21 protein-coding genes are annotated in these 25,170 nt (G+C 72.3%); 19 read left to right on the top strand and 2 right to left on the bottom strand.

The genetic code is table 11. The annotated features are described in order from the left end of the window. The first annotated feature begins 416 nt into the window (after positions 1-416). From L3i22_RS43525 to L3i22_RS43515, 3 genes are all read left to right on the top strand, one after another. Positions 417-1,535, top strand: a complete 1,119-nt coding sequence (locus tag L3i22_RS43525; protein ID WP_221323279.1) for a hypothetical protein — start codon at positions 417-419, stop codon at positions 1,533-1,535. A gap of 103 nt (positions 1,536-1,638) precedes the next feature. Then, positions 1,639-3,441, top strand: coding sequence for an aspartate--tRNA ligase (gene aspS / locus L3i22_RS43520; RefSeq protein WP_221323278.1), 1,803 nt, complete (start codon positions 1,639-1,641; stop codon positions 3,439-3,441). A 118-nt stretch (positions 3,442-3,559) separates the two neighbouring features. After that, positions 3,560-4,048 carry a GyrI-like domain-containing protein gene (locus tag L3i22_RS43515; protein WP_221323277.1) on the top strand — a complete coding sequence of 163 codons (489 nt, stop codon included), beginning with the start codon at positions 3,560-3,562 and terminating at the stop codon, positions 4,046-4,048. Between the two features lie 184 nt (positions 4,049-4,232). Here L3i22_RS43515 and L3i22_RS43510 read toward each other — a convergent pair whose 3' ends face one another. Continuing rightward, positions 4,233-5,309 (bottom strand): questin oxidase family protein, encoded by a 1,077-nt coding sequence (locus L3i22_RS43510; protein ID WP_221323276.1) that lies wholly within the window; start codon positions 5,307-5,309, stop codon positions 4,233-4,235. Positions 5,310-5,421: 112 nt separating this feature from the next. On the opposite strand from L3i22_RS43510, the gene L3i22_RS43505 reads away from it, so the two are divergent. From L3i22_RS43505 to L3i22_RS43490, 4 genes are all read left to right on the top strand, one after another. Further along, on the top strand, positions 5,422-6,024 hold the full coding sequence (locus L3i22_RS43505) for a helix-turn-helix domain-containing protein (protein WP_221323275.1): 603 nt from the start codon (positions 5,422-5,424) through the stop codon (positions 6,022-6,024). Positions 6,025-6,080: 56 nt separating this feature from the next. Next, positions 6,081-7,301 (top strand): MFS transporter, encoded by a 1,221-nt coding sequence (locus L3i22_RS43500; RefSeq protein WP_255657598.1) that lies wholly within the window; start codon positions 6,081-6,083, stop codon positions 7,299-7,301. Then, on the top strand, positions 7,301-7,516 hold the full coding sequence (locus L3i22_RS43495) for a hypothetical protein (RefSeq protein WP_221323273.1): 216 nt from the start codon (positions 7,301-7,303) through the stop codon (positions 7,514-7,516). Before L3i22_RS43500 ends, L3i22_RS43495 begins: the two co-directional genes overlap by 1 nt. A 127-nt stretch (positions 7,517-7,643) precedes the next feature. Further along, positions 7,644-9,374 carry a replication-associated recombination protein A gene (locus tag L3i22_RS43490; RefSeq protein ID WP_221323272.1) on the top strand — a complete coding sequence of 577 codons (1,731 nt, stop codon included), beginning with the start codon at positions 7,644-7,646 and terminating at the stop codon, positions 9,372-9,374. A gap of 1,580 nt (positions 9,375-10,954) precedes the next feature. Here the strand turns inward: L3i22_RS43490 and L3i22_RS43485 are convergent. Beyond that, positions 10,955-11,944: a hypothetical protein gene (locus L3i22_RS43485; RefSeq protein ID WP_221323271.1), complete on the bottom strand. Its 990-nt coding sequence runs from the start codon at positions 11,942-11,944 to the stop codon at positions 10,955-10,957. Positions 11,945-13,177: 1,233 nt separating this feature from the next. Between L3i22_RS43485 and L3i22_RS43480 the strand changes: the two genes are divergently transcribed. The 12 genes from L3i22_RS43480 to aroQ all read left to right on the top strand — a co-directional run bounded on the left by L3i22_RS43480 (position 13,178) and on the right by aroQ (position 25,168). Further along, the gene (locus L3i22_RS43480) at positions 13,178-14,083 is read left to right on the top strand and encodes a hypothetical protein (protein ID WP_255658815.1); all 906 of its coding nucleotides are present in this window, start codon (positions 13,178-13,180) and stop codon (positions 14,081-14,083) included. A gap of 80 nt (positions 14,084-14,163) precedes the next feature. Further along, entirely contained in the window at positions 14,164-14,616 is a 453-nt protein-coding gene (locus L3i22_RS43475) for a DUF948 domain-containing protein (RefSeq protein ID WP_221323270.1), read from the top strand. Between the two features lie 25 nt (positions 14,617-14,641). Further along, positions 14,642-14,932, top strand: a complete 291-nt coding sequence (locus L3i22_RS43470; protein ID WP_221323269.1) for a hypothetical protein — start codon at positions 14,642-14,644, stop codon at positions 14,930-14,932. Further along, positions 14,929-17,610, top strand: a complete 2,682-nt coding sequence (gene alaS / locus L3i22_RS43465) for an alanine--tRNA ligase (RefSeq protein WP_221323268.1) — start codon at positions 14,929-14,931, stop codon at positions 17,608-17,610. The genes L3i22_RS43470 and alaS overlap by 4 nt, the downstream gene beginning before the upstream one ends. A 226-nt stretch (positions 17,611-17,836) precedes the next feature. Next, on the top strand, positions 17,837-18,298 hold the full coding sequence (gene ruvX / locus L3i22_RS43460; RefSeq protein WP_221323267.1) for a Holliday junction resolvase RuvX: 462 nt from the start codon (positions 17,837-17,839) through the stop codon (positions 18,296-18,298). Next, on the top strand, positions 18,299-19,477 hold the full coding sequence (gene mltG / locus L3i22_RS43455; RefSeq protein WP_221323266.1) for an endolytic transglycosylase MltG: 1,179 nt from the start codon (positions 18,299-18,301) through the stop codon (positions 19,475-19,477). It abuts the gene before it with no gap. Positions 19,478-19,622: 145 nt separating this feature from the next. After that, positions 19,623-20,813, top strand: coding sequence for an endolytic transglycosylase MltG (gene mltG, locus L3i22_RS43450; protein WP_221323265.1), 1,191 nt, complete (start codon positions 19,623-19,625; stop codon positions 20,811-20,813). A gap of 16 nt (positions 20,814-20,829) precedes the next feature. Continuing rightward, positions 20,830-21,711, top strand: a complete 882-nt coding sequence (locus L3i22_RS43445; RefSeq protein ID WP_221323264.1) for a shikimate dehydrogenase — start codon at positions 20,830-20,832, stop codon at positions 21,709-21,711. A 220-nt stretch (positions 21,712-21,931) separates the two neighbouring features. Next, complete coding sequence (gene aroC / locus L3i22_RS43440) at positions 21,932-23,110, top strand: chorismate synthase (protein ID WP_221323263.1); 1,179 nt, start codon at positions 21,932-21,934, stop codon at positions 23,108-23,110. Next, entirely contained in the window at positions 23,110-23,613 is a 504-nt protein-coding gene (locus L3i22_RS43435) for a shikimate kinase (protein WP_221323262.1), read from the top strand. The genes aroC and L3i22_RS43435 overlap by 1 nt, the downstream gene beginning before the upstream one ends. A gap of 74 nt (positions 23,614-23,687) precedes the next feature. Continuing rightward, on the top strand, positions 23,688-24,752 hold the full coding sequence (aroB, locus tag L3i22_RS43430) for a 3-dehydroquinate synthase (RefSeq protein WP_370644294.1): 1,065 nt from the start codon (positions 23,688-23,690) through the stop codon (positions 24,750-24,752). After that, entirely contained in the window at positions 24,749-25,168 is a 420-nt protein-coding gene (aroQ, locus tag L3i22_RS43425; RefSeq protein WP_221323260.1) for a type II 3-dehydroquinate dehydratase, read from the top strand. Before aroB ends, aroQ begins: the two co-directional genes overlap by 4 nt. Positions 25,169-25,170 lie beyond the last annotated feature (2 nt).

The raw sequence follows: 25,170 nt of genomic DNA, 5'->3' as shown, positions 1-25,170 counted from the left end.
CGCCGGGTTCCCGGACCGTCCCGGGGACATCGGGCGACGCGGGTGAGAACAGCGCGCGAGAACCGGCCGGGCGGGAGAAGAACGCGGCAGAAGAGGCGGCTCGGCCGGAACCGAGGAGCCCGGAGCCCAGGAGCCCGGAACCGAGGAGTCCGGAGCCCAGGAGTCCGGAGCCTAGGAGCACGGAGCCCAGGCGGGGCCAGCGCAGGGACGCCGGGACGCGAGGGGCTGGAGCGAGGGAGCCGGGGACACGGGAGCGGTTCGTCGGGGAGGCGCCGGTCGTCGTGCGGTCGCGCACCTCGCCGGATGTCGAGGGTGTCTTCGGCGCTCACGCCGGCATTCCCGAACGGAAGACCGTCGACGGGACCCCGCATCAGCGACCGGCCCCGCGGCCGATCCGCCACCAGCTGCCTCCGGACGTGCCGTCGCCGGTGGCGCAAGCCGGCACCCCGTCACCGGCGAACGTGATGCGCCCGATGGCGCCGGCCAAGGACGTGCCGGCCAACAGCGCGCCGCCGACGGAACCGCTGGTGGAGGGCGTGCCACGTCGAGTAACGGCGACCGACGCCCCGCCGCAGATGGGTGCGCAGGCAGCGGCCGGCGCCCCGGCAGGCATGAGCGTGCTGTCGCGGATCGGTGTGCCTCCGCTCGTCAGCGCGGAGACAGGGGAGAAGACGGCGACCGCGCACGCAGGGGACAAAGCAGCGACCGCGCAAGCAGGTGGGCGGGCGGCGACTGCGGAGGCAGGGGAGAAGGAAGCAGGGGACAAGGTCGTGAACGAGCCGACACCCGCGACCCCGACAGCCGCGATTTCATCGCTCGCGACCTCATCGGCCGCCGGCTATGCGACGGACTCGAAGAATGCCAAACCGCCGGGTCGGAAACTCGCTCTCACCGCGCTCACGATCAGCCTTCTCGCGCTGGGCGGGACCGGGGCGGTCGCCTTCCTGGTCTACCGGCCGGGCGCCGACATGGGCCACCGGTTGAGCGCCGACCCGGCCGGCCGGCAAGGCGCCGAAGCGGGCGCTCAACCGGGTGCGGACGGGGCCGGTCAGCCGGTTGGGGGATCGGGTGACGCGCGGGGGGCCGGATCGCAGGAGCCCCAACGGCCCCGCTCGGCGGGGGCGAAAGCGACGACGGGCCTGCCCGTGACGTACGCCAAGGAAGCTCTTGACATCCGCGTAGGCTGCGCCGCGATCGCCTACCTCGACCTCGACGAACCTCGCGCCGGGTCTGCCCAGCAGGTCGCAGACCTGCGCTACGACAGCAAGTGCGGAAACGTCCCGGCACGGCTGTCGCTCGGCCCCGGCGCGGCCGCGGGCAGCAGCGTGCCGACCGCGAACCTGGACGCCGACGACTGCCAGCGGTCGATCCGCAACGGACCGCTCGGGCCGGGGGCGGAAGTGCCGGTCAAGAAGGGTTCCGCGCTGTGTGTGCTGACCGCCTCGGACCCGGCGAAGCTGGTGCTCGTGGAGATCACCGAGGTCGGCCCGACCGGGACCGCGGGGCTGCGCGCCACCTCCTGGCTGGCCCGGTAGTACGGCCGGGAATCGAGCCCGGCCCGGCCCGTGGCACGTGGCGCGGGGCGGCCCTGACAGAATGTCGGGTGCGCCCCGCGAAACTCGGTTAGGAGACGTTTCCGTGATCAGGACCCATGAAGCCGGCACTCTGCGTGCCACTGACGCCGGCACGACGGTGACGCTCGCCGGTTGGGTGGCCCGTCGGCGGGACCACGGCGGTGTCATCTTCGTCGACCTGCGGGACGCCTCCGGCGTGGTGCAGGTGGTCTTCCGTGAGGAGGACGCGCACGCGCTGCGCAACGAGTTCTGCGTGAAGGTCGTCGGCGAGGTCAACGCCCGCCCGGACGGCAACGAGAACCCGGAGCTGGCCACCGGCGCGATCGAGGTCGTCGCCAGCGAGCTGACCGTGCTCTCCGAGGCGGCCCCGCTGCCGCTGCCGATCGACGACGCGGTCACCGCCTCCGACGACATCCGCCTCAAGTACCGCTACCTCGACCTGCGCCGTTCCGGCCCGTCGAAGGCGCTGCGCCTGCGCAGCCGGGCGAACCAGATCGCCCGTGAGGTGCTGCACGCCCACGACTTCAACGAGATCGAGACGCCGACCCTGACCCGGTCGACGCCCGAGGGCGCGCGGGACTTCCTGGTCCCGGTCCGCCTGCAGCCCGGTGCGTGGTACGCGCTGCCCCAGTCCCCGCAGCTGTTCAAGCAGCTGCTGATGGTCGCCGGCATGGAGCGGTATTACCAGATCGCCCGCTGCTACCGCGACGAGGACTTCCGCGCCGACCGGCAGCCGGAGTTCACCCAGCTCGACATCGAGATGTCGTTCGTGACGCAGGACGACATCATCGCGCTCGGCGAGGAGATCGTCTCGAAGCTCTGGAGCGAGCTCGCCGACTACCAGGTCCAGCTCCCGATTCCGCGGATCACCTGGACCGACGCGATGAACCGCTACGGATCCGACAAACCCGATCTTCGGTACGGCGTCGAGCTGGTCGAGCTCACCGACTACCTCCGCGGCACCGCGTTCCGGGTGTTCGCCGGCGCGATCGACGCCGGTGGCTACGTCGGCGCCGTCGTCATGCCGGGTGGCGCCGCGCAGACCCGCAAGGAGCTGGACGGCTGGCAGGACTGGGCGAAGGCGCGCGGCGCCCGCGGCCTGGCCTACGTCGTCCTCGACGCCGAGACCGGCGAGCCGAAGGGCCCGGTCGCGAAGAACCTGTCGCCCGAACACCTGTCCGGCCTGGCCGACGCGGTCGGCGCGAAGCCGGGTGACGCGGTCTTCTTCGCCGCCGCGAACGAGCGACGGGACGCGCAGGAGCTGCTCGGCGCGGCCCGGATCGAGATCGCCAAGCGGGCCAAGCTGATCGACGAGTCGGCCTGGGCGTTCTGCTGGGTCGTCGACGCGCCGATGTTCGAGAAGACCGACGAGGGCGGCTGGACCGCGGTCCACCACCCGTTCACCTCACCGAACGACGAGTGGCTGGACAACTTCGAGTCCGCTCCGGACAAGGCGCTGGCGTACGCGTACGACATCGTGGTCAACGGCAACGAGATCGGCGGCGGCAGCGTCCGTATCCACCGCGGCGACGTGCAGAGCCGGGTCTTCGACCTGCTCGGCATCACCCCGGACGAGGCGCAGGACAAGTTCGGCTTCCTGCTCGAGGCGTTCAAGTACGGCCCGCCGCCGCACGCCGGCATCGCCCTGGGCTGGGACCGGACCTGCATGCTGCTCGGCGGGTTCGACTCGATCCGCGAGGTCATCTCGTTCCCGAAGAGCCGCGGCGGCTTCGACCCGCTGACCGGCGCGCCCACGCCGATCACCGCGCAGCAGCGCCTCGAGGCCGGCGTCGACGCCAAGCCGAAGGCCACCGCGGGCACGCCCGGCACCGACGGCCAGGCCGCCCCGGTCGAGCGCTCTAACTGACAAACGGCTGGTCACGGCCCCGGCGGGAGCTTCCCGCCGGGGCCGTGCGTTATCCACAATCCACAGGTCTCCGTCACCGGGCGTGCGCGGCCCCGCCGATCCTGTGAGACTGGTCCGCGTGAAGCCGAGCATCGTCCAATGCGCCGAGCAGCTGTATGTCGGCCGCCGTGAATCGATCACCATGACCGAGTTCGCCCGTGTCGCCGACCACCTGCCCACCATGTTCTCCGGCCTCGCGCAGCGCGGAGTCCAGGTCACCGGCGCGCCGTTCTTCCGCTACCGCATGATCGACATGGCGGCGGAGATGGTCGTCGAGGCCGGCATCCCGGTCGCCGGCCGGGTCCCGGTCGAGCCACCCGACTTCATGGACGTCCTGCCCGCCGGTCGCTACGCGACGGTCAGCCACGTCGGCCACCCCGACCAGCTGATGGGGATCACCGCGCGGCTGCTGGACTGGGGCCAGCACAACGGCCTGACCTGGGACATGACACCGACCCTGACGGGGGAGCGGTGGAACGCCCGCCTCGAGATCCTGATGACCAACCCGGTCGAGCAGCCGGACATGCACAAGTGGGAGACGGTGCTGCTCTTCAAGCTCGCGGACTGACCGGGCCGCGGTCCGGCGGCGGGTCCGCTGTGGTCACTGACAACAATTATTCGGTACGGCCGGAGCCGGTCGACAGGCTCCGGGACGGCGCTCGCGTGCGGTGGCCGCGTGCGGTGGCCGCGGTGGGCGTGGCCGAGGCGAGGCGTGGCCGCGGCTGGGCGTGGCCGAGGTGGGGTGTCCCGGATCAGGCGGGGCCGATCAGGGTGGTGGCGTGGACGGCGGCCCGCAGCAGGTCGGGATCGCCGGCGAACCGCCATGCCTCGACCGCGGTGTCGGCGAACTTGATGGCGTGCGCATCGCCCGAGGTCGCGGCGTGGTCGAAGACCTCGTCGGGATCGAGCGGCGGGGCAGCATCGGAGGTGGCGGCGGGGGCGGGGGCGGGGCCCAAGCCAGAGTCGGCGAACCGCCCCGGGACAGGCTCGGCCGGCGAGTAAGCCGCGGTCACCGCGGCCGCGGCCGCCCAGCCCGCCGCCAGACTCGGCCCGTGCAACGCGACCGGCAGCGCCGGCAACGCCCGCAGCACCGCCGCCGGAGCCGTCGAAGCGTGCACCATCATCACCGGACTCCCATGCCCGTAGCGAAGATGCCGCCCCACCGCAGCCGCCACGATCCCCCGCAGCCGATCCGCCTCCGAACCCGCCCCGGGCACCGCCCCGGCCGCCTCCGGCCAGGCGGCCAGCTCCGCCAGCTGGGCCAGCCGGTTCCGGATGCCGAGCCGCTGGTCGGGGACGCGCGGGACGGCGTCGAGCGCGCTCCGCGGGTCGGCGCCGCGATAGGGCCCCTGCCCGGCCGGTGTCATCGGCTGCCAGCGCGCCGCCCAGTAAGCCAGCCCCTGCCCCAGCTCGGCGACCCGGGCCGGGGTCTCCTGCTCCAGCAGTGACCGGACCGCGTGACCGACCCTGATCACCCCGTGGGTGGCGCCGGCGGCGATTCCCGGCAGCAGCCGTGGCCACCAGGTGGCGAGCGTGTCGCGCCACGGCCCGGTCCGGATCTCGCGATCGAAGAAGACCAACCAGTCTCCGGTACGGCCGGGATCCCCGAGCGGTTCCCGCCAGTCGCCCGCGTCGATCGGGGCGATGCCGCGTGGCGCTTCCTCGAGCCGGTCCAGGTAGTCGTCGATCCAGTGGTGTACGTCGCCGGCGTGCCCGTTCCGGATGAGCGCCTCGGCGGCCATCGGCGCGTGGTTGGACAGCCAGCCGTCGAACTCCGGCCCGGTGTCGTGGAGGCGGAGGAGAGCTTCGTCGAGCGTGTCGTTTCCCATGCTCACGAGCTTGCTACTTGAACCTGACTTCACGTCAAGTCCGATAAATCGCCTGGTCAGAGCGCATGCACAAGCAACTTGCACAATTGCTGTGCACAGATATTGTGTATGCATGGCCGACGACATCGTGCAGGTACACCTCAGCGGGCCACAGATCCGCGCGCTCGCCCAGCCGCTGCGGCTGCGGCTGCTCGGCCAGCTCCGGCGCACCGGTCCGGCCACCGCCACCAGCCTCGCCGCCGCGCTGGGCACCAACACCGGCGCGACCAGCTATCACCTGCGCCAGCTGGCCGAGGTCGGCCTGGTCCTCGAGGAGGAGCGGCCGGGCTCGGGGCGGCAGCGCTGGTGGCGGGCGGCGCACGACATGTCCAGCTTCCGGCGCAGCTATTACGAGGGCGATCCGGAGGCCACCGCGGCCGTCGAGTGGCTGGAGACACAGCAGGTCAACCTCTTCGTCGCGCAGGCGCAGAGCTGGCGGCAGGCGATCCCGCAGGAGACCGAGGCCTGGCGGGAGACCGCCGAGATCTCCGACTACCTGCTCCACCTGGGCTCGGATCAGACCCGGGCCATGCTGCGCGAGATCGAGGACGTCGTCGACCGCTATCGGCGACTCGGCGTGGACGGGCCCGGTCCGGACGCGCGATCGGTCCACCTGTGGGTGGCCGGTCTGCCGCGCGTCGAGGGCTCCGAGGGGAATGGGGAGGACGGGGCATGACCATGGCCGTACGGCAAATTCGGTTTCGGTATTTGCTCTTGATCTCGCTTCGGTGGTTGCCGGTAGGGCTGACCATTCCGCTGACCGCGCTGCTGCCGCTGGACCGGGGGCTCACCATCGCGCAGGCCGGTCTGGTCGCCGCGGTCCAGGGACTCACCGTCCTGGTCCTGGAGTTGCCCACCGGCGGGCTGGCCGACGCGCTGGGCCGTCGGCCCGTGCTGCTGATCGCCGGCGCGGTCAATCTGGTCTCGCTGAGCGTGATGATCGTGGCCGGCTCGGTCCCGCTGTTCGCCGCGGCCTGGTTCCTGCAGGGCATCTACCGGGCGCTGGACAGCGGGCCGCTCGACTCCTGGTTCGTCGACGAGTCGCTGGCCGTGGAGCGGGACGCCGACATCGAGACCGGCCTGAGCCACGGCGTGGTCGCGCTGAGCCTCGCCATCGCCGTCGGCGCGCTGCTCAGCGGCGGCCTGATCTGGCTCGGCCCGGTCGGTCCGCTGAGCGCGCTGACCGTGCCGCTGGTCGTCGCACTCGGCCTGAGCGCGGTGAGCACGCTGGCGGTGGCGCTGCTGATGACCGAGGAGCGCCCGGCCCGCGGCCTGACCGCCCTGGTCACCTCGATCCGCGGCGTGCCGGTGGCGATCGGCGCCGCGCTGGGGCTGGCCCGGCGGTCCCGGGTGGTGCTCGCGCTGATCTCGGTCGAGCTGCTGTGGAGCTTCGGCATGGTCACCTTCGAGAAGCTGATGCCGATCCGGCTCAGCGAGGTCCTCGCGGACAAGGCGGGTGCGGCCGCGCTGATGGGCCCGGTCAGCTCGGTGGCGTGGGCGGTCTCGGCGGCCGGCGCGGCCCTGATCCCGATGCTCATCCGTAGGATCGGCGCTCCCTGGACCGGATTCACGCTGCGGATCCTGCAGGGACTGACGATCGTCGCGATGGGACTGCTGGCCGGCCCGGCCGGGGTGATCACCGGTTTCCTGCTGACCTACACGGTGCACGGCGCGTCCAGCCCGGTGCACAACGCGCTGCTGCACCGGCAGGCCGAGGGGGAGTACCGGACGAGTCTGCTCTCGCTCAACTCGATGGTGGGGCAGCCCGGCTTCGCGGTCGGCGCGATCCTGCTGACCTCGCTCGCACAGAGTGTCAGCGTCAGCGCGGCGATCGTGACCGGCGCCGTGGTGCTCGCCGCGGCCGCACCGCTCTATCTGGTGAAACCCAAGTTTCGGGAACCCATCGACGCGGGTATCAGTTCCACATCGGCTCTCACCCCCGGAGGAATCTGATGCTCGCTATCGCGGCTGCTGTCGTTTTCGGTATCTATCTGCTCGCCGACCTGCTCAACACCAACTTCGGTGCGCCCGACCTGTTCAACTTCTCGACCATGGCCTCGCTCGGCCTGCTGCTGATCGCCCTCTACCTCGCCGGCGTGGGCAGCGGCCCGCGCAGTGGCACCGGCACCGGCCGCCGCTTCTACGGCCGTCGCCCGGGCCGCGGCTGATTTTCCGCGCTCCGGATCGGCCCGCGCGCGCACGCTGAGTAGCGATGCGTTCGCGGGCCGGAGCTTGTCCACAGGTCGCGAGGTCGCATTTCGGCTCGGCCTCGGAAGGCCGGTACTGTCGGTTGCGATGGAAACGGACGGGCTCTTCTCCCTCGCGCAGCCGGAGCTGTCGGCGCCTCAGCACGCCGCTCCGGCGGCCGGCTTCGGCACGCCCGCGGCCGACGCGCCGCTGCCCGTCCGCATGCGCCCGGCCGGCCTCGACGAGCTGGTCGGCCAGCAGCACCTGCTCGCCCCCGGCGCCCCGTTGCGGCAGCTGGTGACCGGTTCCAGCCCGATGTCGGTGATCCTCTGGGGTCCCCCGGGCACCGGCAAGACCACCATCGCGCACCTGGTCGCGCACGCCACCGACCGCAAGTTCATCGCGATGTCCGCGCTGACCGCCGGGGTCAAGGACGTGCGCGCGGTGATCGACACGGCGCGCAACGATCGCCGTCGCGGCGGTCCGCCGACCGTGCTCTTCATCGACGAGGTGCACCGCTTCAGCAAGACCCAGCAGGACTCGCTGCTCGCCGCGGTCGAGGACCGGACGGTCACGCTGCTCGCGGCGACGACCGAGAATCCGTACTTCTCGGTGATCTCGCCCCTGCTCTCCCGCTGCGTCCTGCTGACCCTGCAGGCCCTCGAGGAGGACGACGTCCGCGCCCTGATCCGCCGCGCGGTCGCCGACCAACGCGGCCTGGGCGGCGCGGTCACTCTTACCGACCAGGCAGAAGACCATTTGGTACGGCTTGCCGGCGGCGATGTCCGCAAAGCGTTGACGGCGCTGGAGGCGGCGGCCGGTTCCGCCCTGGCGCAGGGCGCCAAGGAGATCGACCTGGCCACCGCCGAGCGCGCGGTCGACGTGGCGGCGGTCCGTTACGACCGGGACGGCGACGCGCACTACGACATCATCAGCGCGTTCATCAAGAGCATGCGCGGCAGTGATCCGGACGCCGCGCTGCACTACCTGGCCCGGATGATCGTGGCCGGCGAGGATCCGCGGTTCATCGCCCGGCGCATCGTGATCTTCTCGAGCGAGGACGTCGGGATGGCCGACCCGCAGGCGCTGCTGGTGGCGACCGCGGCGGCCCAGGCGGTGCAGCTGATCGGCATGCCCGAGGCCCAGCTCAACCTGGCCCAGGCGGTCGTGCACATGGCCACCGCCCCCAAGTCGAACAGCGTCACCACGGCGATCGGCGAGGCGATGGCCGACGTGCGGGCCGGTCGGGTCGGGGCGGTTCCGGCGCATCTGCGCGACGCGCACTACTCCGGCGCGCGTGGCCTTGGTCACGGTCGCGGCTATCGGTACCCGCACGACGACCCGAAGGGTGTCGTCCGGCAGCAGTACGTCCCGGACGATCTGGTCGGCACCGACTACTATCGGCCGACCGAGCACGGGGCCGAGCGCGCCGTCGGCGAACGGGTACCGCGCCTGCGCCGGATCGTGCGGGGTCTCGGGCCCCGTGGCGCTTCGGCGGGCAGTGCGGTCCGCGCGGCGGGTGGTGCTCCGGCCCCGGATGCGTCACAGTCGTCGGCGGCCTCCGTTTCGGGCCCGCCCGCCCCGGCGGACGGTCCGGAAGCGGGCGATGTGGAAACAGCGGGCCCCGCCTCGGCGGGCGAGGGTTCCGGTGACGCGGACGAGGGTTCCGGTGCTCCGGGGGCCGCGCTCGCGGCAGATGAAGCGGACGAGAGCGGACCTGGTGGGCCGGCGGACCCGCCGGCGACGGGAACGGGTGCGGCGGCGGCCGGGCCGGAACCCGGCAGTGACGAGCAACGGTCGGACGAGCGCGGCGATGCCGCCGGGAAGGAACAGCCGTGACACCGCGCGGTGCCGAACGGCCCGACGACGAGGCCGGGCAGGGCGGCAAGAAGGGCCGTCGCTTCGGGCGTGGTCGCCCTGAGCAGCCGGTCGAGCCGATCGTGATCCCGCGCGAGGAGACCGGCTGGCTCGACGACCTGCGTACCGCGAAGCAGGAGGCCGCCGCGATCGGGCCCGGCACGGCGCCCGGCGAGGGCCGGACCAGCAAGTCCGGCCGCAGGGCGCCCGGGCCGGACGAGGGTCCGGCCGAGGGTGGCCCGGTCTTCGGCGGCGGTTTCGAGGCGGAGGAGCCCGTGGGCGGCCCCGCTCCGGCTCCGGCTCCCGGCATGGCTGGGCCCGGGCAGGCTCCGCCGGCTCGGCGTCCCGGGCCGGCCGGTGCGCCGGTGCCGCCCGGACCGCGATCGGGGCCGGTTCCGCCCGGTCAGCGTGGTGGTCCGGGTCCCGGTGGTCCGGGGCAGCCCGGTCCGGTGCAGGGTCAGATGCCGCCCGGTGGCCGGCCGGGTCCGGGGCCGCAGGGTCCTGGGCCGCAGGGCCAGATGCCGCCGGGCCAGATGCCGCCGGGCCAGATGCCGCCCGGAGCGGTTCCGCCCGGTCAGCGTGGTGGCCCGATGCCGGGTGGGCAGCAGGCCCCCGGTCAGATGCCGCCCGGTCAGATGGGGCAGGGTCAGATGCCCGGCCGGCCTGGGCAGATGCCGCCGGGTGCGGTTCCGCCAGGTCAGCGCGGGGGGCCCGGCCCGGGCGCCGCTGGTCCCGTTTCACCTGGTCAGCGAGGTGTTCCCGGCGCGGCCGGCCCGGTTTCGCCCGGGTCGGTGCCGCCGTCCGCCCGGCGTGGCGGGCCCGGCGTGCCGGTCTCGCCCGCCGGTCGTGGTGAGCCGGGCGCCGGCCGTCCGGGCTATCCGGATCCGGCTGTTCCGCGCTCCGGCAACGCGCCGGAGGTCCCCGGCGGACGCCCCGCGGCGCCCGGGGTGAACCCGGTCTCGCCCGGCGTGCGCCCGACCTCGCCGGCCGCCCCGGCCCGCGACCGGTTCCGTCCGGATGCCGCGTCGGCCCGTGTCGACGCGCAGCAGTCCGGGCCGATCCCGCCCGCCGTCTACCAGACCGGGCCGATCCCGCCGGCCGGTGGCTTCCAGGGCGACACCGTCCCGCCGAGCGTCTACCAGACCGACCCGGTGCCGCCGAGCGTCTATCAGACCGGCCCGCTCCCCGGTGGTGCGGACGGCGCCGGCCGTCGCTCCCGGGGACGCGACGACTTCCCGGCCGAGCCGGGGGACCGCGCCGGCCGTGGCCGCGGCCGCCGGGCCCGCCCCGAGCCGGACGGCGCCCAGGACGGGTCGCACGCCGCGCCCGACGGCACCTACGGCGCTCGTGGCCCGCGCCCGGTGTCGGGCGCGCCGACCTCGCACGCCGCCCCCGACGGGGGCTTCACCGGCCGTGGCCCGCGCCCGATCTCCGGCGCGCCGGCCTCGCACGCGGCACCCGACGGGCCGGCGCACGCGCGTGGTGGCCCGGACGGGACGCGGGGCGGTTCGGCCCGGCCGATCTCCGGGGCGCACGCGCAGCCGGAGGACCGGTTCGGGCTGTCACCGGACGGGCCGGCCGGGCGCCGGGCGGCTCCCGGGCCACGTGAGCAGGGCACCGGGCGCCACGAGGCGATCGGTGCGGCGGGCGCCGCCGGGGTTCCCGGGCAGGGCGTTCCCGGGCCGGGTGCGCCCGGACGTGGCGGTCCTGGGCAGGGCGTTCCCGGACGAGGGGTGCCCGGGCAGGGCGGTCCTGGGCGGGGCGCGCCTGGACCGGGCGTTCCCGTGCAAGGCGTTCCGGGGCAGGATGTGGCGGAGGGCGCGGGTGGGCCGGGAGTTCCCGGGCCACGGCGGATCGGGCCCGGGGACGGGCGACCGATCCGGGCTTCGGCGGCGGTGGCGCCGCCGGTGGTGCCGGGGCGTCAGGGGAAGCGTTCCCCGGCGGTGCCCGGGCGCGCCGGCGCGATGGCGGAGAGCACCTCCGGCGTCATTCAGCGGCCCGCCCCGCGCACCGGCCAGCTGCAGCCGGACGAGGACGGCTTCACCGCCGACCGGCGGGCCCTGGAAGGCGGCCAGACCGGTGCGGTGGTTCCCGGTCAGCCGGGTCCGGGGCGCCGTGGGCGCGGCGAGCCGCAGGGCGCACGTGGTGGCCCGGCCGACGGGTCGTTCGCCGACCTGGCCGGCGGGCCGGGCGCCGAGCAGGCAGCCCACGCGGCCGGCGAACCCGGTCGTGGCGGTCGCCGCGGCCAGGGTGGGCCGGGCGGCCAGGGTGGGCCGGGCGGCCAGGGTGGGCCGGGCGGCCAGGGTGGGCCGGGCGGCCAGGGTGGCCAGGGGCGTGGCCCGCGCCGGGGGCCGGATCCCGACCAGAGTCAGAGCTTCCCGGCCGGTGCCGGTGGCCCGCAGCACAGCCAGGGTTTCCCGGCGGGCATGGGCCATCCGGATCAGAGCCAGGGCTTCCCGGCCGGTATGGGTCACCCGGATCAGAGCCAGGGTTTCCCGGCCGGTATGGGTCACCCGGATCAGAGCCAGGGCTTCCGGGCCGGCCTGGGCCATCCGGACCAGAGCCAGGGCTTCCGAGCCGGGGCGGGCGGTCCCGATCAGAGCCAGGGCTTCCCGGCGGGGACGGGTTCTCCGGAGCCGACCTCACGGGGTCGTCGCCGGCGGGCCGAGCAGGAGCCGAACCCGGGTGACGGCCGCGGACCGGACCAGGGCTTCCCGCCCGGCCGGCGCGGGCCGGATCAGAGCCAGGGCTTCCCCGCGGGTGCGGGTGGGCCGGATCAGAGTCAGGGCTTCCCGGCCGGTGCCGGTGGCCCGCGGCGCGGGATGGACGGCGGGCCGGTCTCGCCGGCGCCCGGGCCGCGCGGTGGCGGGCCGGCTCGCGGTGGCGCGCCGGTGGCCGGTGCGGCGCGGGCCGGTGTCGCGGGCGCGGCATCGGTACCCGGACCGGGTGGACCGGGTGGACCGGGTGGACCGGGCAGCGGCTCCGCACGGGTACCCGGGAACGGACCGGGCGGTTCCGCACGCGTGCCCGGAAACGGCCCCGGCGGTCCGAATGGCCCGGGCGGCCCCGGTGGCCCGAACGGCCCGAATGGACCCAACGGTCCGAACGGTCCCGGACGCCCGGCCGGCCCCGGCCGCCCGAACGGACCCGGTGGCCCTGGTGGCCCCGGTGGCCCTGGTGGGCCGAGCGGCCCCGGTGGACCCGGTGGTCCGAATGGACCCGGCGGCCCGAGCGGGCCGGGGCGCGGCGCGGCTTCCGTGCCGGTGCCCGGACCGGGCGACCCGGAGGCCGGTGGACCGAACGGTATTCCGCGCCGGGGCGCCGCGGCGGTGCCCGGGAACGGCCCCGAGGCCGGTGGACCCAGCGGTCCGCCGCGTCGCGGTGCGGCCTCGGTTCCGGGTAGCGGACCGGACGCCGGTGGACCGGGACGTGGCGCGGCCGCCGTGCCCATGCCGGGCGATCCCGAGGCGAACGGGCCACGTGGCGCGGCCTCCGTCGCCGTGCCCGGGACCAACCGTGCCGCCGTACCGGGGAACGGTGTGGTCCGGAGCGCCGGAGCCGCCTCGGTGCCCGGATCCGCGGCGGTCGTCGGCCGGGGCGCGGGAACGGCCTCGGTGCCGGGCACCGCATCCGTGCCGGGCCGCGGAAACGCGCCGGGCGGAAACGCGCCGGGCGGAAACGGCCCGGGCGGAAACGCGCCGGGCGGCGGAAACGACCTGGACTTCGAGAACGGCCAAGGCAACGGACCCGCGAACGGCACCCCCGCCGGCCGCGCGCCGGGAGCTGTGAAGGACAACGGCTTCGGGGGCGTGAAGGACAACGGCTTCGGCGGGGTGAAGGACAACGGGTTCGGGGCCGGCAACGGCAACGCGTTCGGCAAGACCTCCTCCGACGGCCACGGAACCGGCACGATCGCCGTGTCCCGATCCGGCGCGGGCGGCCCGAAACCCGCGGGCGGGGCTTCCGCCGTACCCCGAAATGGGAATGCGACCGCGAGCGCGCCGCTGACCGAGGCCGAAGCGGAGGCCGCGGGTGGTCTTCGCGAGAAGCTGCGGACGCAGCGCCGCCTGCGGCTGATCACGCTGTCCACCCTGGCCGCGGTCGTGTTGTTGCTGCTGCCGGCGTTCTTCGGGCTGCGGGCGATCAGCAGCGACCCGGTCTTCGCGTCGCTCGACGCGCTGAGCGTGCCGTCGTGGGCCGCGCAGCAGACGGACGACAAGAACAGCGGCAGCCGCTGGTGCTTCCTGGAGTGCCGGTTCCGGGAGCGGACCGCCGATTCCGAGCGGCCGTTCAAGGAGACCACCGAGGCGTACACGAAGGCGCTCACGGACGCCGGCTGGGCGCCGTGGAAGGTCGGGGACTGCCCGGAGTCGCCGGTGAAGGCCGACGAGGGCACCTACACCTGCTGGACGCGGGACGAGTTCACTCTGGACCTGGCCGTCGGGCTGCCCGGTTGCGCGGTCGACCAGGTGGCGCAGGACGTGGTTCCGGCGGCTGGTTCGGACGCGGCCGAGGCGGGGGTGACCGGCACCGGCAAGTGCGAGGGATCGACGGTCAGCATCAAGGTGCGGAGCCGGATCGCCGACGAGCGCGGGAAGCCCGACACCCGTCCGGGGCCGGTCGGCCAGACGCCCGATCCGGTGCTGAACGAGGACGATCCGCTCTTGGCGCCGACACCCCAGGCGTCGTGAAGCGAGCGGTGGTCACGGACGGTAGGGTCTGCACGTTGTCCCCGCCGAATCCGTGACCACCCGAAGAGGAGACGCGCTATATGGACGCCGGAGAAATCGCTGGTCTGATCGCGGCGGGCGCCTTCCTGATGCTCGTCATCGTGCTCGCCTTCCCGATCCTGAAGCTGGGCCGCACGATCGACGCCGCCACCCGCGGGATCAACGAGGTGGTCGACCGCACCGGTCCGTTGCTCGGCAACGTGAACACCACGGTGGAGAACGTGAACACCACGCTCGGCCAGGTCCAGGTCTCTTTGGACGGCGTGAACCTGCAGCTGGCCAAGGTCGACACGATGACCGAGCACGCGCAGAACATCACCGCGAACGTCGCCAACCTGGTCACCGTGGTCTCCGCGGCCGCGGCCAACCCGCTGGTCAAGGTCGCCTCGTTCGGGTACGGCCTGCGCAAGGCCACGAATGCCCGCCGGGCCGCCGAGGAGGACCGCGAGGTGCGCACCGAGATCAAGCAGCGCCGCCGCCGGGCCAGTCGCTGAGCTACCCGAAGAGGGGAACGTTGTCATGAAACGCCTGCTCTGGCTGGGTGTCGGCCTGGCGGTCGGCGCCATCGTGGTGCGCAAGCTCACGCAGAAGGCCGAGGAGTTCACCCCCACCGGTATCGCCACCTCGCTCTCGCAATCCGCTGGCGGGCTCGTCGAGTCGGTGCGTAGCTTCGTGGAAGACGTCCGCGACGGCATGGCCGAGCGGGAGGAACAGATCCACGAGGCGTTCGCCGAGGGGGTCCTGTACGAGGACAAGTTTGCCGAGCTGCGCGAGGACGAGCAGCCCGGTTCGCAGGAGGGAATTCGATGAAGACGGCGGAAGTCAAGCGGCGCTTTCTGGCGCATTTCGAGGCCAACGGGCACACGGTGGTCCCGAGTGCCCCGCTGCCGGCCATCGACGACCCGAACCTGCTGTTCATCAACGCCGGTATGGTGCAGTTCGTCCCGTATTTCCTGGGGCAGCAGACGCCCGCGTTCAACCGCGCGGTGAGCGTGCAGAAATGCATCCGGACGCCGGACATCGACGAGGTCGGCAAGACCAGCCGGCACGGCACGTTCTTCCAGATGAACGGCAACTTCTCGTTCGGCGACTACTTCAAGGAAGGCGCGATCAACCTCGCCTGGGAGCTGTCGACGAAGTCGGTGGCCGACGGCGGTTTCGGGCTGGACCCGGCGCGCATCTGGCCGACGGTGTACCTGGACGACGACGAGGCGTTCGCGCTCTGGCGCAAGATCGGCGTGCCCGAGGCGCACATCGTGCGCCGCGGCAAGAAGGACAACTACTGGTCGATGGGCATCCCCGGGCCGGCCGGTCCGTGCTCGGAGCTGTTCTACGACCGTGGCCCGGAGTACGGCAGGGACGGCGGCCCCGAGGTCGACGAGGACCGGTTCATGGAGTACTGGAACCTGGTCTTCATGCAGTACGAGATCAAGGACGTGAAGTCGAAGGAGGACTTCACCATCGTCGGCGCTCTCCCCAAGCAGAACATCGACACCGGCATGGGCCTGGAGCGGATCTCCTCGATCCTGCAGGGCGTCGACAACCTGTACGAGATCGACGAGGTCCGGCCGATCCTGGCCCGCGCCGCCGAGCTGACCGGCAAGAAGTACGGCGCGCACTCCGGCCACGTCGCGGGTGAGTCGCACCCCGACGACGTCCGCCTGCGGGTGATCGCCGACCACGTGCGTACCGCGCTGATGCTGATCGGCGACGGCGTGGTGCCGGCGAACGACGGCCGGGGCTACGTGCTGCGCCGGATCATGCGCCGGGCGATCCGGGCGATCCGCCTGCTCGGCTGGCAGGAGCCGGCGCTGCCGATCCTGCTGCCGATCGCGCGGGACTGCATGTCCCCGTCGTACCCGGAGCTGGCCGAGGAGTTCGGGCGGATCTCGACGTACGCCTACGCGGAGGAGGACGCGTTCCTCTCCACGCTGAAGGCGGGCACCACGATCCTGGACACCGCGATCACCGAGGCCAAGGCGGGCGGCGGCAAGCAGCTCGCCGGGGACAAGGCGTTCCAGCTGCACGACACGTACGGTTTCCCGATCGACCTGACCCTGGAGATCGCGCAGGAGCAGGGCCTGCAGGTCGACCAGGACGGCTTCCGCCGGCTGATGGCCGACCAGCGGAACCGGGCGAAGGCGGACGCGAAGGCGCGCAAGACCGGCCACGCGGACCTCTCGGCGTACCGGTCGGCGCTCGACGCCGGCGGCAAGATCGAGTTCACCGGGTACCAGGAGGTCACCCGCGAGTCCCGGGTCCGCGCGCTGATCGGCGAGCAGGGCCGGATCGAGGTGGCCGGCGAGGGTGACTTCGTCGAGCTGGTGCTGGACACCACCCCGTTCTACGCGGAGGGCGGCGGCCAGCAGGCCGACACCGGCGTGATCAAGGTGGGCGGCGGTCAGCTCGAGGTCGTCGACGTGCAGCAGCCGATCCCCGGCCTGATCGTGCACAAGGCCCGGGTGATCCGCGGCGAGGTGCGCGCGGGCGAGTCCGGCCTGGCGGAGATCGACGTGACCCGCCGCAAGGCGATCTCGCGTTCGCACACCGCGACCCACCTGGTCCACCAGACCATGCGGAACTTCCTCGGCGAGTCGGCGACCCAGGCGGGCTCGCTGAACGCGCCGGGCCGGCTGCGGTTCGACTTCCACACCCCGGGCGCGGTCAACCCGTCGGTGCTCTTCGACGTCGAGCAGCAGATCAACGAGGTGCTGCTGCGCGACCTCGAGGTGACCGCGTTCACCACCTCGCAGGAGGAGGCGCGCCGGCTCGGCGCGATGGCGCTCTTCGGCGAGAAGTACGGCGACGAGGTCCGCGTCGTCGAGGTCGGTGACTACGCCCGGGAGCTGTGCGGTGGCACCCACGTGTCGCGCTCCGGCCAGCTCGGCCTGGTGAAGATTCTCACCGAGCAGTCGATCGGCTCCGGCGTGCGCCGGGTCGAGGCGCTGGTCGGCATCGACGCGTTTGGCTTCCTGGCCAAGGAGCACCTGCTGGTGTCCCGCCTGGCCGACCTGTTCCGGGTCCCCGGCGACCAGGTCGCCGACCGGGTCGAGCAGACCGTCACGGCGCTGCGCGACGCGGAGAAGGAGCTGGAGAAGCTGCGGGCGCAGATGGTGCTGGCCGGCGCGGGCGCGCTGGTCGACCAGGCGAAGGACCTGCGCGGCGTGGCGTTCGTCGGCACCGAGGCGCCGGAGGGCGCGGCCGGCAACGACGTGCGCACGCTGGCCCAGGACATCCGCGGCAAGTTCGACCCGGCCCGCCCGGCGGTGGTCGCGGTGACCGCCCGTTCGGGTGGCAAGGCGTCGCTGATCGTGGCGATCAACGCGGCCGCGAAGGGTCGCGGCCTGTCGGCGGCCGACCTGGTCAAGGGTGCGCTCTCCGGCCGGGGTGGCGGCAACGCCGACCTGGCGCAGGGCGGCGGGCTCCCGGCGAGCGAGGCGGCGGGTCTGCTGGTGGCCATCGAGAAGGCGATCACCGACGCCCCCTGAGAATTGCCTGGTAATGGATCCGTCGCCCAGTGCGACGGATCCTTTCCTTTTCCTTGAGAATTCCCAGCGGTGGCACAGGGGGCCGTTGTATCGGGGGCGGTAGCGGTTAAGCTTTGCCCGCGATCGGGGACCTGTCATCGGCGTACGTCGATAATGGTTTGCTGATTGCCAAAGAGCCTGTTCGGGGACAAAGGAGACGCGGCTTGCTGGTGTGCGGGGAGAGAGCGTGACGCACGGCTTCACTCGGGGGGTGCGCCTCGGGGTGGACGTCGGACAGGTGCGCGTGGGGGTCGCCAAGTGCGATCCGGACGGCATCCTGGCCAGCCCGGTCGTGACCGTGGCACGGGATCAGCAGGCCGGCGAGGACAAGGTTCCCGCCGACATGGCCGAGCTGGCCCGGCTCGCGGAGGAGCTCGAGGCCGTTGAGGTCGTCGTGGGCCTCCCGGTCGCGCTCAACGGGCGGGAGGGCGTGGCGGCCGGCCACGTCCGGGCGTACGTGCAACGGCTCGGCGCGGTTATCGCGCCGCGGCCGATCGTGCTCTCCGACGAGCGGATGTCGACCGTCGTCGCCAGTCGTAGGCTGAGCGAGCGGGGCGTTCGAGGGCGTCGGCAACGTGCGGTCGTGGATCAAGCGGCCGCCGTGGAGATCCTGCAGGGCTGGCTGGACGCGCAGCGGAGGCAGACTTAATTGAGCGACGACGACCTGGATTTGGCGTTCGAGGGCGCGGAGGATCGAGGCCGCTGGAAACACCGCAAGAAGGAGGGTGGGGGCCGGACCTTGATGGCCCTGACCCTGGTCCTTCTGCTGCTCGGCGGTCTCGCGGGTGCCGGCTATGTCGGTTACGGCAAGGTGAAGGGCTTCTTCAGCGCCGCGGACTACGCCGGGCCCGGCACCGGTGAGGTCGCCGTCGAGGTGGCGTCCGGCAACACCGCGACCGACATCGCCAACACCCTCTACAAAGCCGGTGTGGTGAAGAGCGCCGCGGCGTTCGTCGAGGCCGCCAAGGACAACCCGAAGAGCAAGGATGTCCAGGTCGGATCGTATCTCCTGAAGAAGGAGATGAAGGCGGCCGACGCGCTGTCCATGCTGCTGGATCTGAAGAACAAGAACGTCAACAAGGTCACCATTCCCGAGGGCATCATCTCGCTGCAGATCTTCGACCGGCTGTCGAAGGCGACCGGCATCCCGGTCGCCGACTTCAAGACGGCCGCGAAGAGCCCGGCGAAGCTCGGGGTGCCGGCGCTCTGGTTCAAGCGCCGCGACGGCAAGAAGGTCAACCCCACCGACATCGAGGGCTTCCTCTACCCGGCGACCTACGAGTTCCCCAAGGACGCCAAGGCCGCCGACGTCCTGAAGATCATCATCGAGCACTTCAACGCCGAGATGGAGAAGCTGGACTTCGTCAACCAGTCGGCGAAGTTCCAGATCTCGCCGTACGAAGCGCTGGTCGCCGCGTCGATCGCGCAGGTCGAGGCGTTGCTCCCGCAGGACATGGGACCGGTCGCGCGGGTGCTCTACAACCGGGCGTACACCGGCAACTTCCCGTGCAGCTGCCTGCAGCTGGACAGCACGGTCAACTACTGGCTGCGGATCAGCGGCAAGGACGCGAAGTCGTCGGAGAAGCTGCTCACGACCGAGTTGCACGACCCGAAGAACCCGTACAACTACGACGTCAAGGGCATGGCGATCGGCCCGATCAGCAGCCCCGGCGAGGTCGCCCTGAAGGGTGCCATTACTGCCCCGAAGAGCGATTACTACTTCTTTGTGACAGTCGACCAAAAGGGCGCGATGGCGTACGGCAAGACCAACGCCGAGCACGAGGCGAACATTCAGAAGGCCTGCAAGAACGGTATTCCGATCTGCTGACCTCGATGTGTGCCAGATCGGTGGCCGGTGGGTGAAAACCTATCGGCCACCGGTGTGAGGTAGCGCCGACGGTCGATCCGTGGCACTCTTCGCCACGTAGTTCCAGCCGGGGGCTTGACATGCTGGACCCGCAGCGGAGGCGGAAATGCTCGACGACCTGGATTCGGTACTGGAGGAAGAGCAACAGGCGACCGAGGGCGAGCCACGGACCCGGAATCGGGCTCGGGCCGGCCGCTCCACCATCGCGTTCTTCCTCAGCCTGGTCCTGCTCGGCCTGGTGGCCGGTGGCGGCTGGTTCGCGTACAGCAAGGTGAAGGGATTCTTCGTCGACGACGACTATCCCGGTCCCGGCGGCGCCGAGGCGATCGTCGAGGTCAAGACCGGTGAGTCGGCCACCGACATCGGCACCACGCTGTACAACCAGAAGGTCGTCGCCTCGGTGGACGCGTTCGTCAGCGCCGCCAAGGACAACACGCGCAGCAAGAACATCCAGGTCGGGTGGTACAAACTCAAGGTCGAGATGAAGGCGAGCGACGCGGTCGCCGCGCTGCTCGACCCGGCCAGCCGGTGGGTCACCAAGGTCACCCTGGCGGAGGGCCTGACCTACCAGCAGACGTTCCAGAAACTGTCGGAGGCCACCAAGATCCCGGTGGCGGACTTCGAGAAGGCCGCGAAGGACCCGGCCGCGCTCGGGCTCGACGACTCCTGGTTCACCCGCAGCGACGGCAAGAAGGCCGACAAGACCGACATCGAGGGCTTCCTGTTCCCGGCGACCTACGAGCTGCCGCCCAAGGCGGACGCGACCGGCGTGCTCAAGGTGATCATCGCGAACTTCAACGCCGAGATGGAGCAGATGGAGTTCGTCTCCACGGTGCAGAAGACGCGCGGTGGGATCACGCCGTACCAGGCGCTGATCGTCGCGTCGATCGCGCAGGCCGAGGCGCTCAAGGACGTGGACATGCCGAAGGTGTCCCGGGTCGTCTACAACCGGGCCTACGGCAATTTCGACTGCCACTGCCTGGGGCTGGACAGCACCGTCAACTACTGGCTGCGGATCACCGGCAAGGGCACCAAGGCGTCGGAGCATCTGACCAACGCGGAACTGCACAACCCGAAGAATCCGTACAACACCCACGACAAGCCGGGCCTGCCGCCCGGCCCGATCGGCAACCCCGGAAAGGCCGCGCTGAAGGGCGCGATGAGCCCGACCAACAACTTCCCGTACTACTTCTTCATCAGCATCGACACCAAGGGCACGATGGCCTACGGCAAGACCCCGGCCGACCATGACAAGAATCGGCTACTCGCCTGTCAGAACGGCATCCCACTCTGCTGAGCCCGGCGTTCGTAGAATGCACGTCGTGCAGACCACCAGCCCTCGGCGGGCAGCCGTTCTCGGCCAGCCGATCGCCCACTCGCTCTCCCCGGTGATCCACCGGGCCGGGTTCGCGGCCGCCGGGCTCACCGGCTGGGACTACGAGGCGATCGAGTGCGCCGAGTCGGCCCTGCCCGACCTGGTCGCCGGCCTCGGCCCGGAGTGGGCCGGCCTGTCGGTGACCATGCCGCTCAAGGAGGCCGCGCTCCGGCTGGCCGGCTCGGCCAGCCCGGTCGCGATCGCCGCCGGCGTCGCCAACACGCTGGTCCGGCAGGCCGACGGCGGCTGGCACGCCGACAACACCGACATCCCCGGCATGGTCCGGGTGCTGCGCGAGGCCGGCCTCGGCGGCGGCACCGGCCGGCACGCGGTCAAGGAGGCCCCGCCGCGGGTCACCGTGCTCGGCGGCGGCGGGACCGCCCGCGCCGCTCTGGCCGCCGCCGCCGAACTGGGCGCCGAGTCGGTCACCGTGGTCACCCGCCGCCCCGAGGCGTGCGCCGAGCTGGAGCCGGTCGCCGCCGCGCTCGGCCTGAAGATGGAGAGCCTGCCCTGGTCCGGCGCCGCGGCCGCGTTCGACACCGACGCGGTGATCTCCACGGTCCCCAAGGGCGCCGCCGACCACCTCGCCGCCGAGGTCGTCTGGCGCCCCGGGACGGTGCTCTTCGACGCGATCTACGACCCGTGGCCGACCCCCCTCGCGGCGTCGGCGACCGCGGCCGGCCTGGCCGTCGTCTCCGGGCTGGACCTGCTGCTGGCCCAGGCCCTGAGCCAGTTCGAGCAGTTCACCGGCGTCCCCGAGGCGCCGGAGGAGGCCATGCGGGCCGCTCTCGACGAGGCCGTCAAGAACCGGAATTCATAAGATCAAGTTCATCATTGCCTCGGCTGCGGCCAATAACTGATCGTCGCTCCCGCGGGGACCCTTCCGGGCCTCGCAGGGCGCTGGCGCGCCCAGAACGCGAGGCCCTCCAGGGCGACGTCCGCGGGTGGTTGCGGTTCCGAAAACCGAGTCGGGTGTCCGATGGTCGGGATGCGCCGTACCACCTGCCGGACCGCATTCGTGCCGTGCCAGACTGTGAACCGTGTTGCGCTGGCTTACCGCAGGTGAATCGCACGGCCCGGCTCTGGTCGCGCTGCTGGAGGGTGTTCCCGCCGGGGTGGAGGTGACGAGCGCGGACATCACCCGTGACCTCGTGCGCCGCCGTCTGGGTTACGGACGCGGCGCCCGGATGAAGTTCGAGCAGGACGAGGTCGAGTTCATCGGCGGCGTCCGGCACGGCCTCACACTGGGCAGCCCGGTCGCGATCCGGGTGGGTAACACGGAGTGGCCGAAGTGGGAGACGGTGATGTCGGCCGACCCGGTCGACCCGGATATCCTCGCCGCCCAGTCGCGCAACGAGCCGCTGACCCGTCCGCGGCCCGGGCACGCCGACCTGGCCGGCATGCAGAAGTACGGGCACACCGACGCCCGGCCGATCCTGGAGCGCGCCAGCGCCCGGGAGACCGCCGCCCGGGTCGCCGTCGGCGTGGTCGCCAAGCACCTGATCCGGCAGGCCCTGGGCATCGAGATCGTCTCGCACGTGATCGAGCTCGGCTCGGTCGCCGCGAAGGCCGGCCTGATCCCGACCCCGGACGACTTCGACCGGATCGACGCCGACCCGCTGCGCTGCCTCGACCCCGAGGCCAGCGCCCGGATGGTCGCCGAGGTCGACGCGGCGAAGAAGGACGCGGACACGCTCGGCGGCATCGTCGAGGTGCTGGCCTACCACGTTCCGCCGGGCCTGGGCTCGCACGTGCAGTGGGACCGCAAGCTCGACGCCCGCCTCGCCACCGCCCTGATGTCGATCCAGTCGGTCAAGGGCGTGGAGATCGGCGACGGCTTCACCCAGGCCCGTTCGCGGGGTTCGGTCGCCCACGACGAGATCATCCCGACGGCGGCCGGCGTCCGGCGGGTCACCGACCGGGCCGGCGGCCTGGAGGGCGGCATCACCAACGGTGAGCCGCTGCGGGTGCGCGCCGCGCTCAAGCCGATCTCGTCGCTGAACCGGGCCCTGCAGACGGTCGACATCGTCACCGGCGAGGCCACCACGGCGATCAACCAGCGCTCCGACGTCTGCGCGGTTCCGGCCGGCGCGGTCGTCGCCGAGGCGATGGTCGCCCTGGTGCTGGCCGAGGCGGCGACCGAGAAGTTCGGTGGCGACTCGGTGCCGGAGATCCGCCGCAACCTGGCGTCGTACCTGGAAAACCTGGTGATCCGCTGATGGCTCCGGCAGCCGTCATCGTCGGCGTGATGGGCGCGGGCAAGACCACGATCGGCGCGGCGGTCGCCGCGTCGCTGGGCCTGCCGTTCGCCGACACCGACGCGATCATCGAGGAGCGGGCCGGCCGGCCGATCCCGGAAATCTTCGTCGACGAGGGCGAGGCCGCGTTCCGCACGCTGGAACGCGAGGTCGTCGCGACCACGCTGGCCACCTTCGACGGCGTCCTGGCCCTGGGCGGCGGCGCGATCCTCGACGACACCACCCGCAAGCTCCTCGCCGACCACACGGTCGTCTACCTGTCGGTCGAGCTCACCGACGCCCTCAAACGCGTCGGCCTGGGCGCCGGCCGCCCGCTGCTGGCGATCAACCCGCGAGCCACCCTGAAGTTCCTCCTGGAGCAGCGCCGCCCCCTCTACCTGGAGGTCGCCACCCACACGGTGATCACCGACGGCCGCGAGCCCACGGAGATCGCCCCCGAGGTCGCCGCCCTCCTGAGCGCCTGAGCGCCCGCTCCACGCAACGGGAAGGCGTGGCACCCACAGCAACGGGTGCGCGACGCACGGATAGGGTGACGGCCGTGGTTACGCGAATTCCGGTAAAGGGTGACCGTCCGTACGACGTGATCGTCGGCCGCGGCCTGTTCGACGAGCTTCCGGCGCTGCTGGACGGCGCGGCGCGGGTCGCCGTGATCCATCCGCCGACGCTGCGGGAGCGGGCCGCGGCGGTGGCCGCCGCGGTCGGTGACCGGCGGGTGACGACGATCGAGGTCCCGGACGCCGAGCAGGGTAAGACCGTCGAGGTCGCCGCCCGGTGCTGGGACGAGCTGGGTGCCGCCGGCTTCACCCGTACCGATGTGGTCGTGGGTGTCGGTGGCGGAGCCACCACGGACCTCGCCGGGTACGTTGCCGCCGCCTGGCTGCGGGGTGTCCGCTGGATCCCGGTGTCCACGTCGGTCGCCGGCATGGTCGACGCCGCCGTCGGTGGCAAGACGGCGGTGAACATCGCGGCCGGCAAGAACCTGGTCGGCGCGTTCCACCCGCCCGCCGGCGTGCTCTGCGACCTGGACGCGCTGGACACGCTGCCGCGCGAGGACATCGCGGCCGGGCTGGCCGAGGTGGTCAAGGGCGGGTTCATCGCCGACCCGCGGATCCTGGAGCTGGTCGAGGCGGACCCCGAGGCGGCCCTGGACCCGCGCGGGGACGTGCTGCGCGAGCTGATCGAGCGCAAGATCCAGGTGAAGGCCGACGTGGTCGGGGTGGACCTGCGGGAGTCCGGGCTGCGGGAGATCCTGAACTACGGGCACACGCTGGGGCACGCGATCGAGCGCCGGGAGAAGTACACCTGGAAGCACGGGCACGCGGTCGCGGTCGGCATGATCTTCGCCGCTGAGCTGGGGCGGCTGTCGGGGCGGCTGGACGACGGGACCGCGGCCCGCCACCGGGCGGTGCTCGACATGCTGGACCTGCCCACGTCGTACCCGGAAAGCGCCTGGTCCGATCTGCTGAGCGGGATGCGCGTCGACAAGAAGACGCGGGCCGCGACCTTGCGGTTCGTGGTTCTGGACGGCCTGGCGAAGCCGGGCATCCTGGCCGGGCCGGACGACGACCTGCTGCGGCGGGCCTATGCCGAGGTGGCGCGATGATCTACGTGTTGAACGGGCCGAACCTGAACCGGCTGGGCACCCGGGAGCCGGACGTCTACGGCAGCGCCACCTACGCCGACCTGGTGGACCTGTGCCAGACCACGGCGGAGGACCTGGGTGTCACCGTCGAGGTGAAACAGACCAACGCCGAGCACGAGATGATCGGCTGGCTGCACCGGGCCGCCGACGAGGGCGCCGACGTGGTGCTGAACGCCGGCGCGTGGACGCACTACAACATCGCCGTACGGGACGCCTGTGCCATGCTCAGCGGAAAGCTGGTCGAGGTGCACATCTCGAACATCCACACGCGTGAGGAGTTCCGCCATCATTCGGTGATCTCGGGCGTCGCGACCGGTGTGATCGTCGGTCTCGGGTTCGACGGCTACCGGCTGGCTCTGGAGCACATTGCACGCTAAAG

This window comes from Actinoplanes sp. L3-i22, from assembly GCF_019704555.1.
Lineage (GTDB): Bacteria > Actinomycetota > Actinomycetes > Mycobacteriales > Micromonosporaceae > Actinoplanes.
This window is presented reverse-complemented; position numbering and strand designations above follow the sequence as displayed.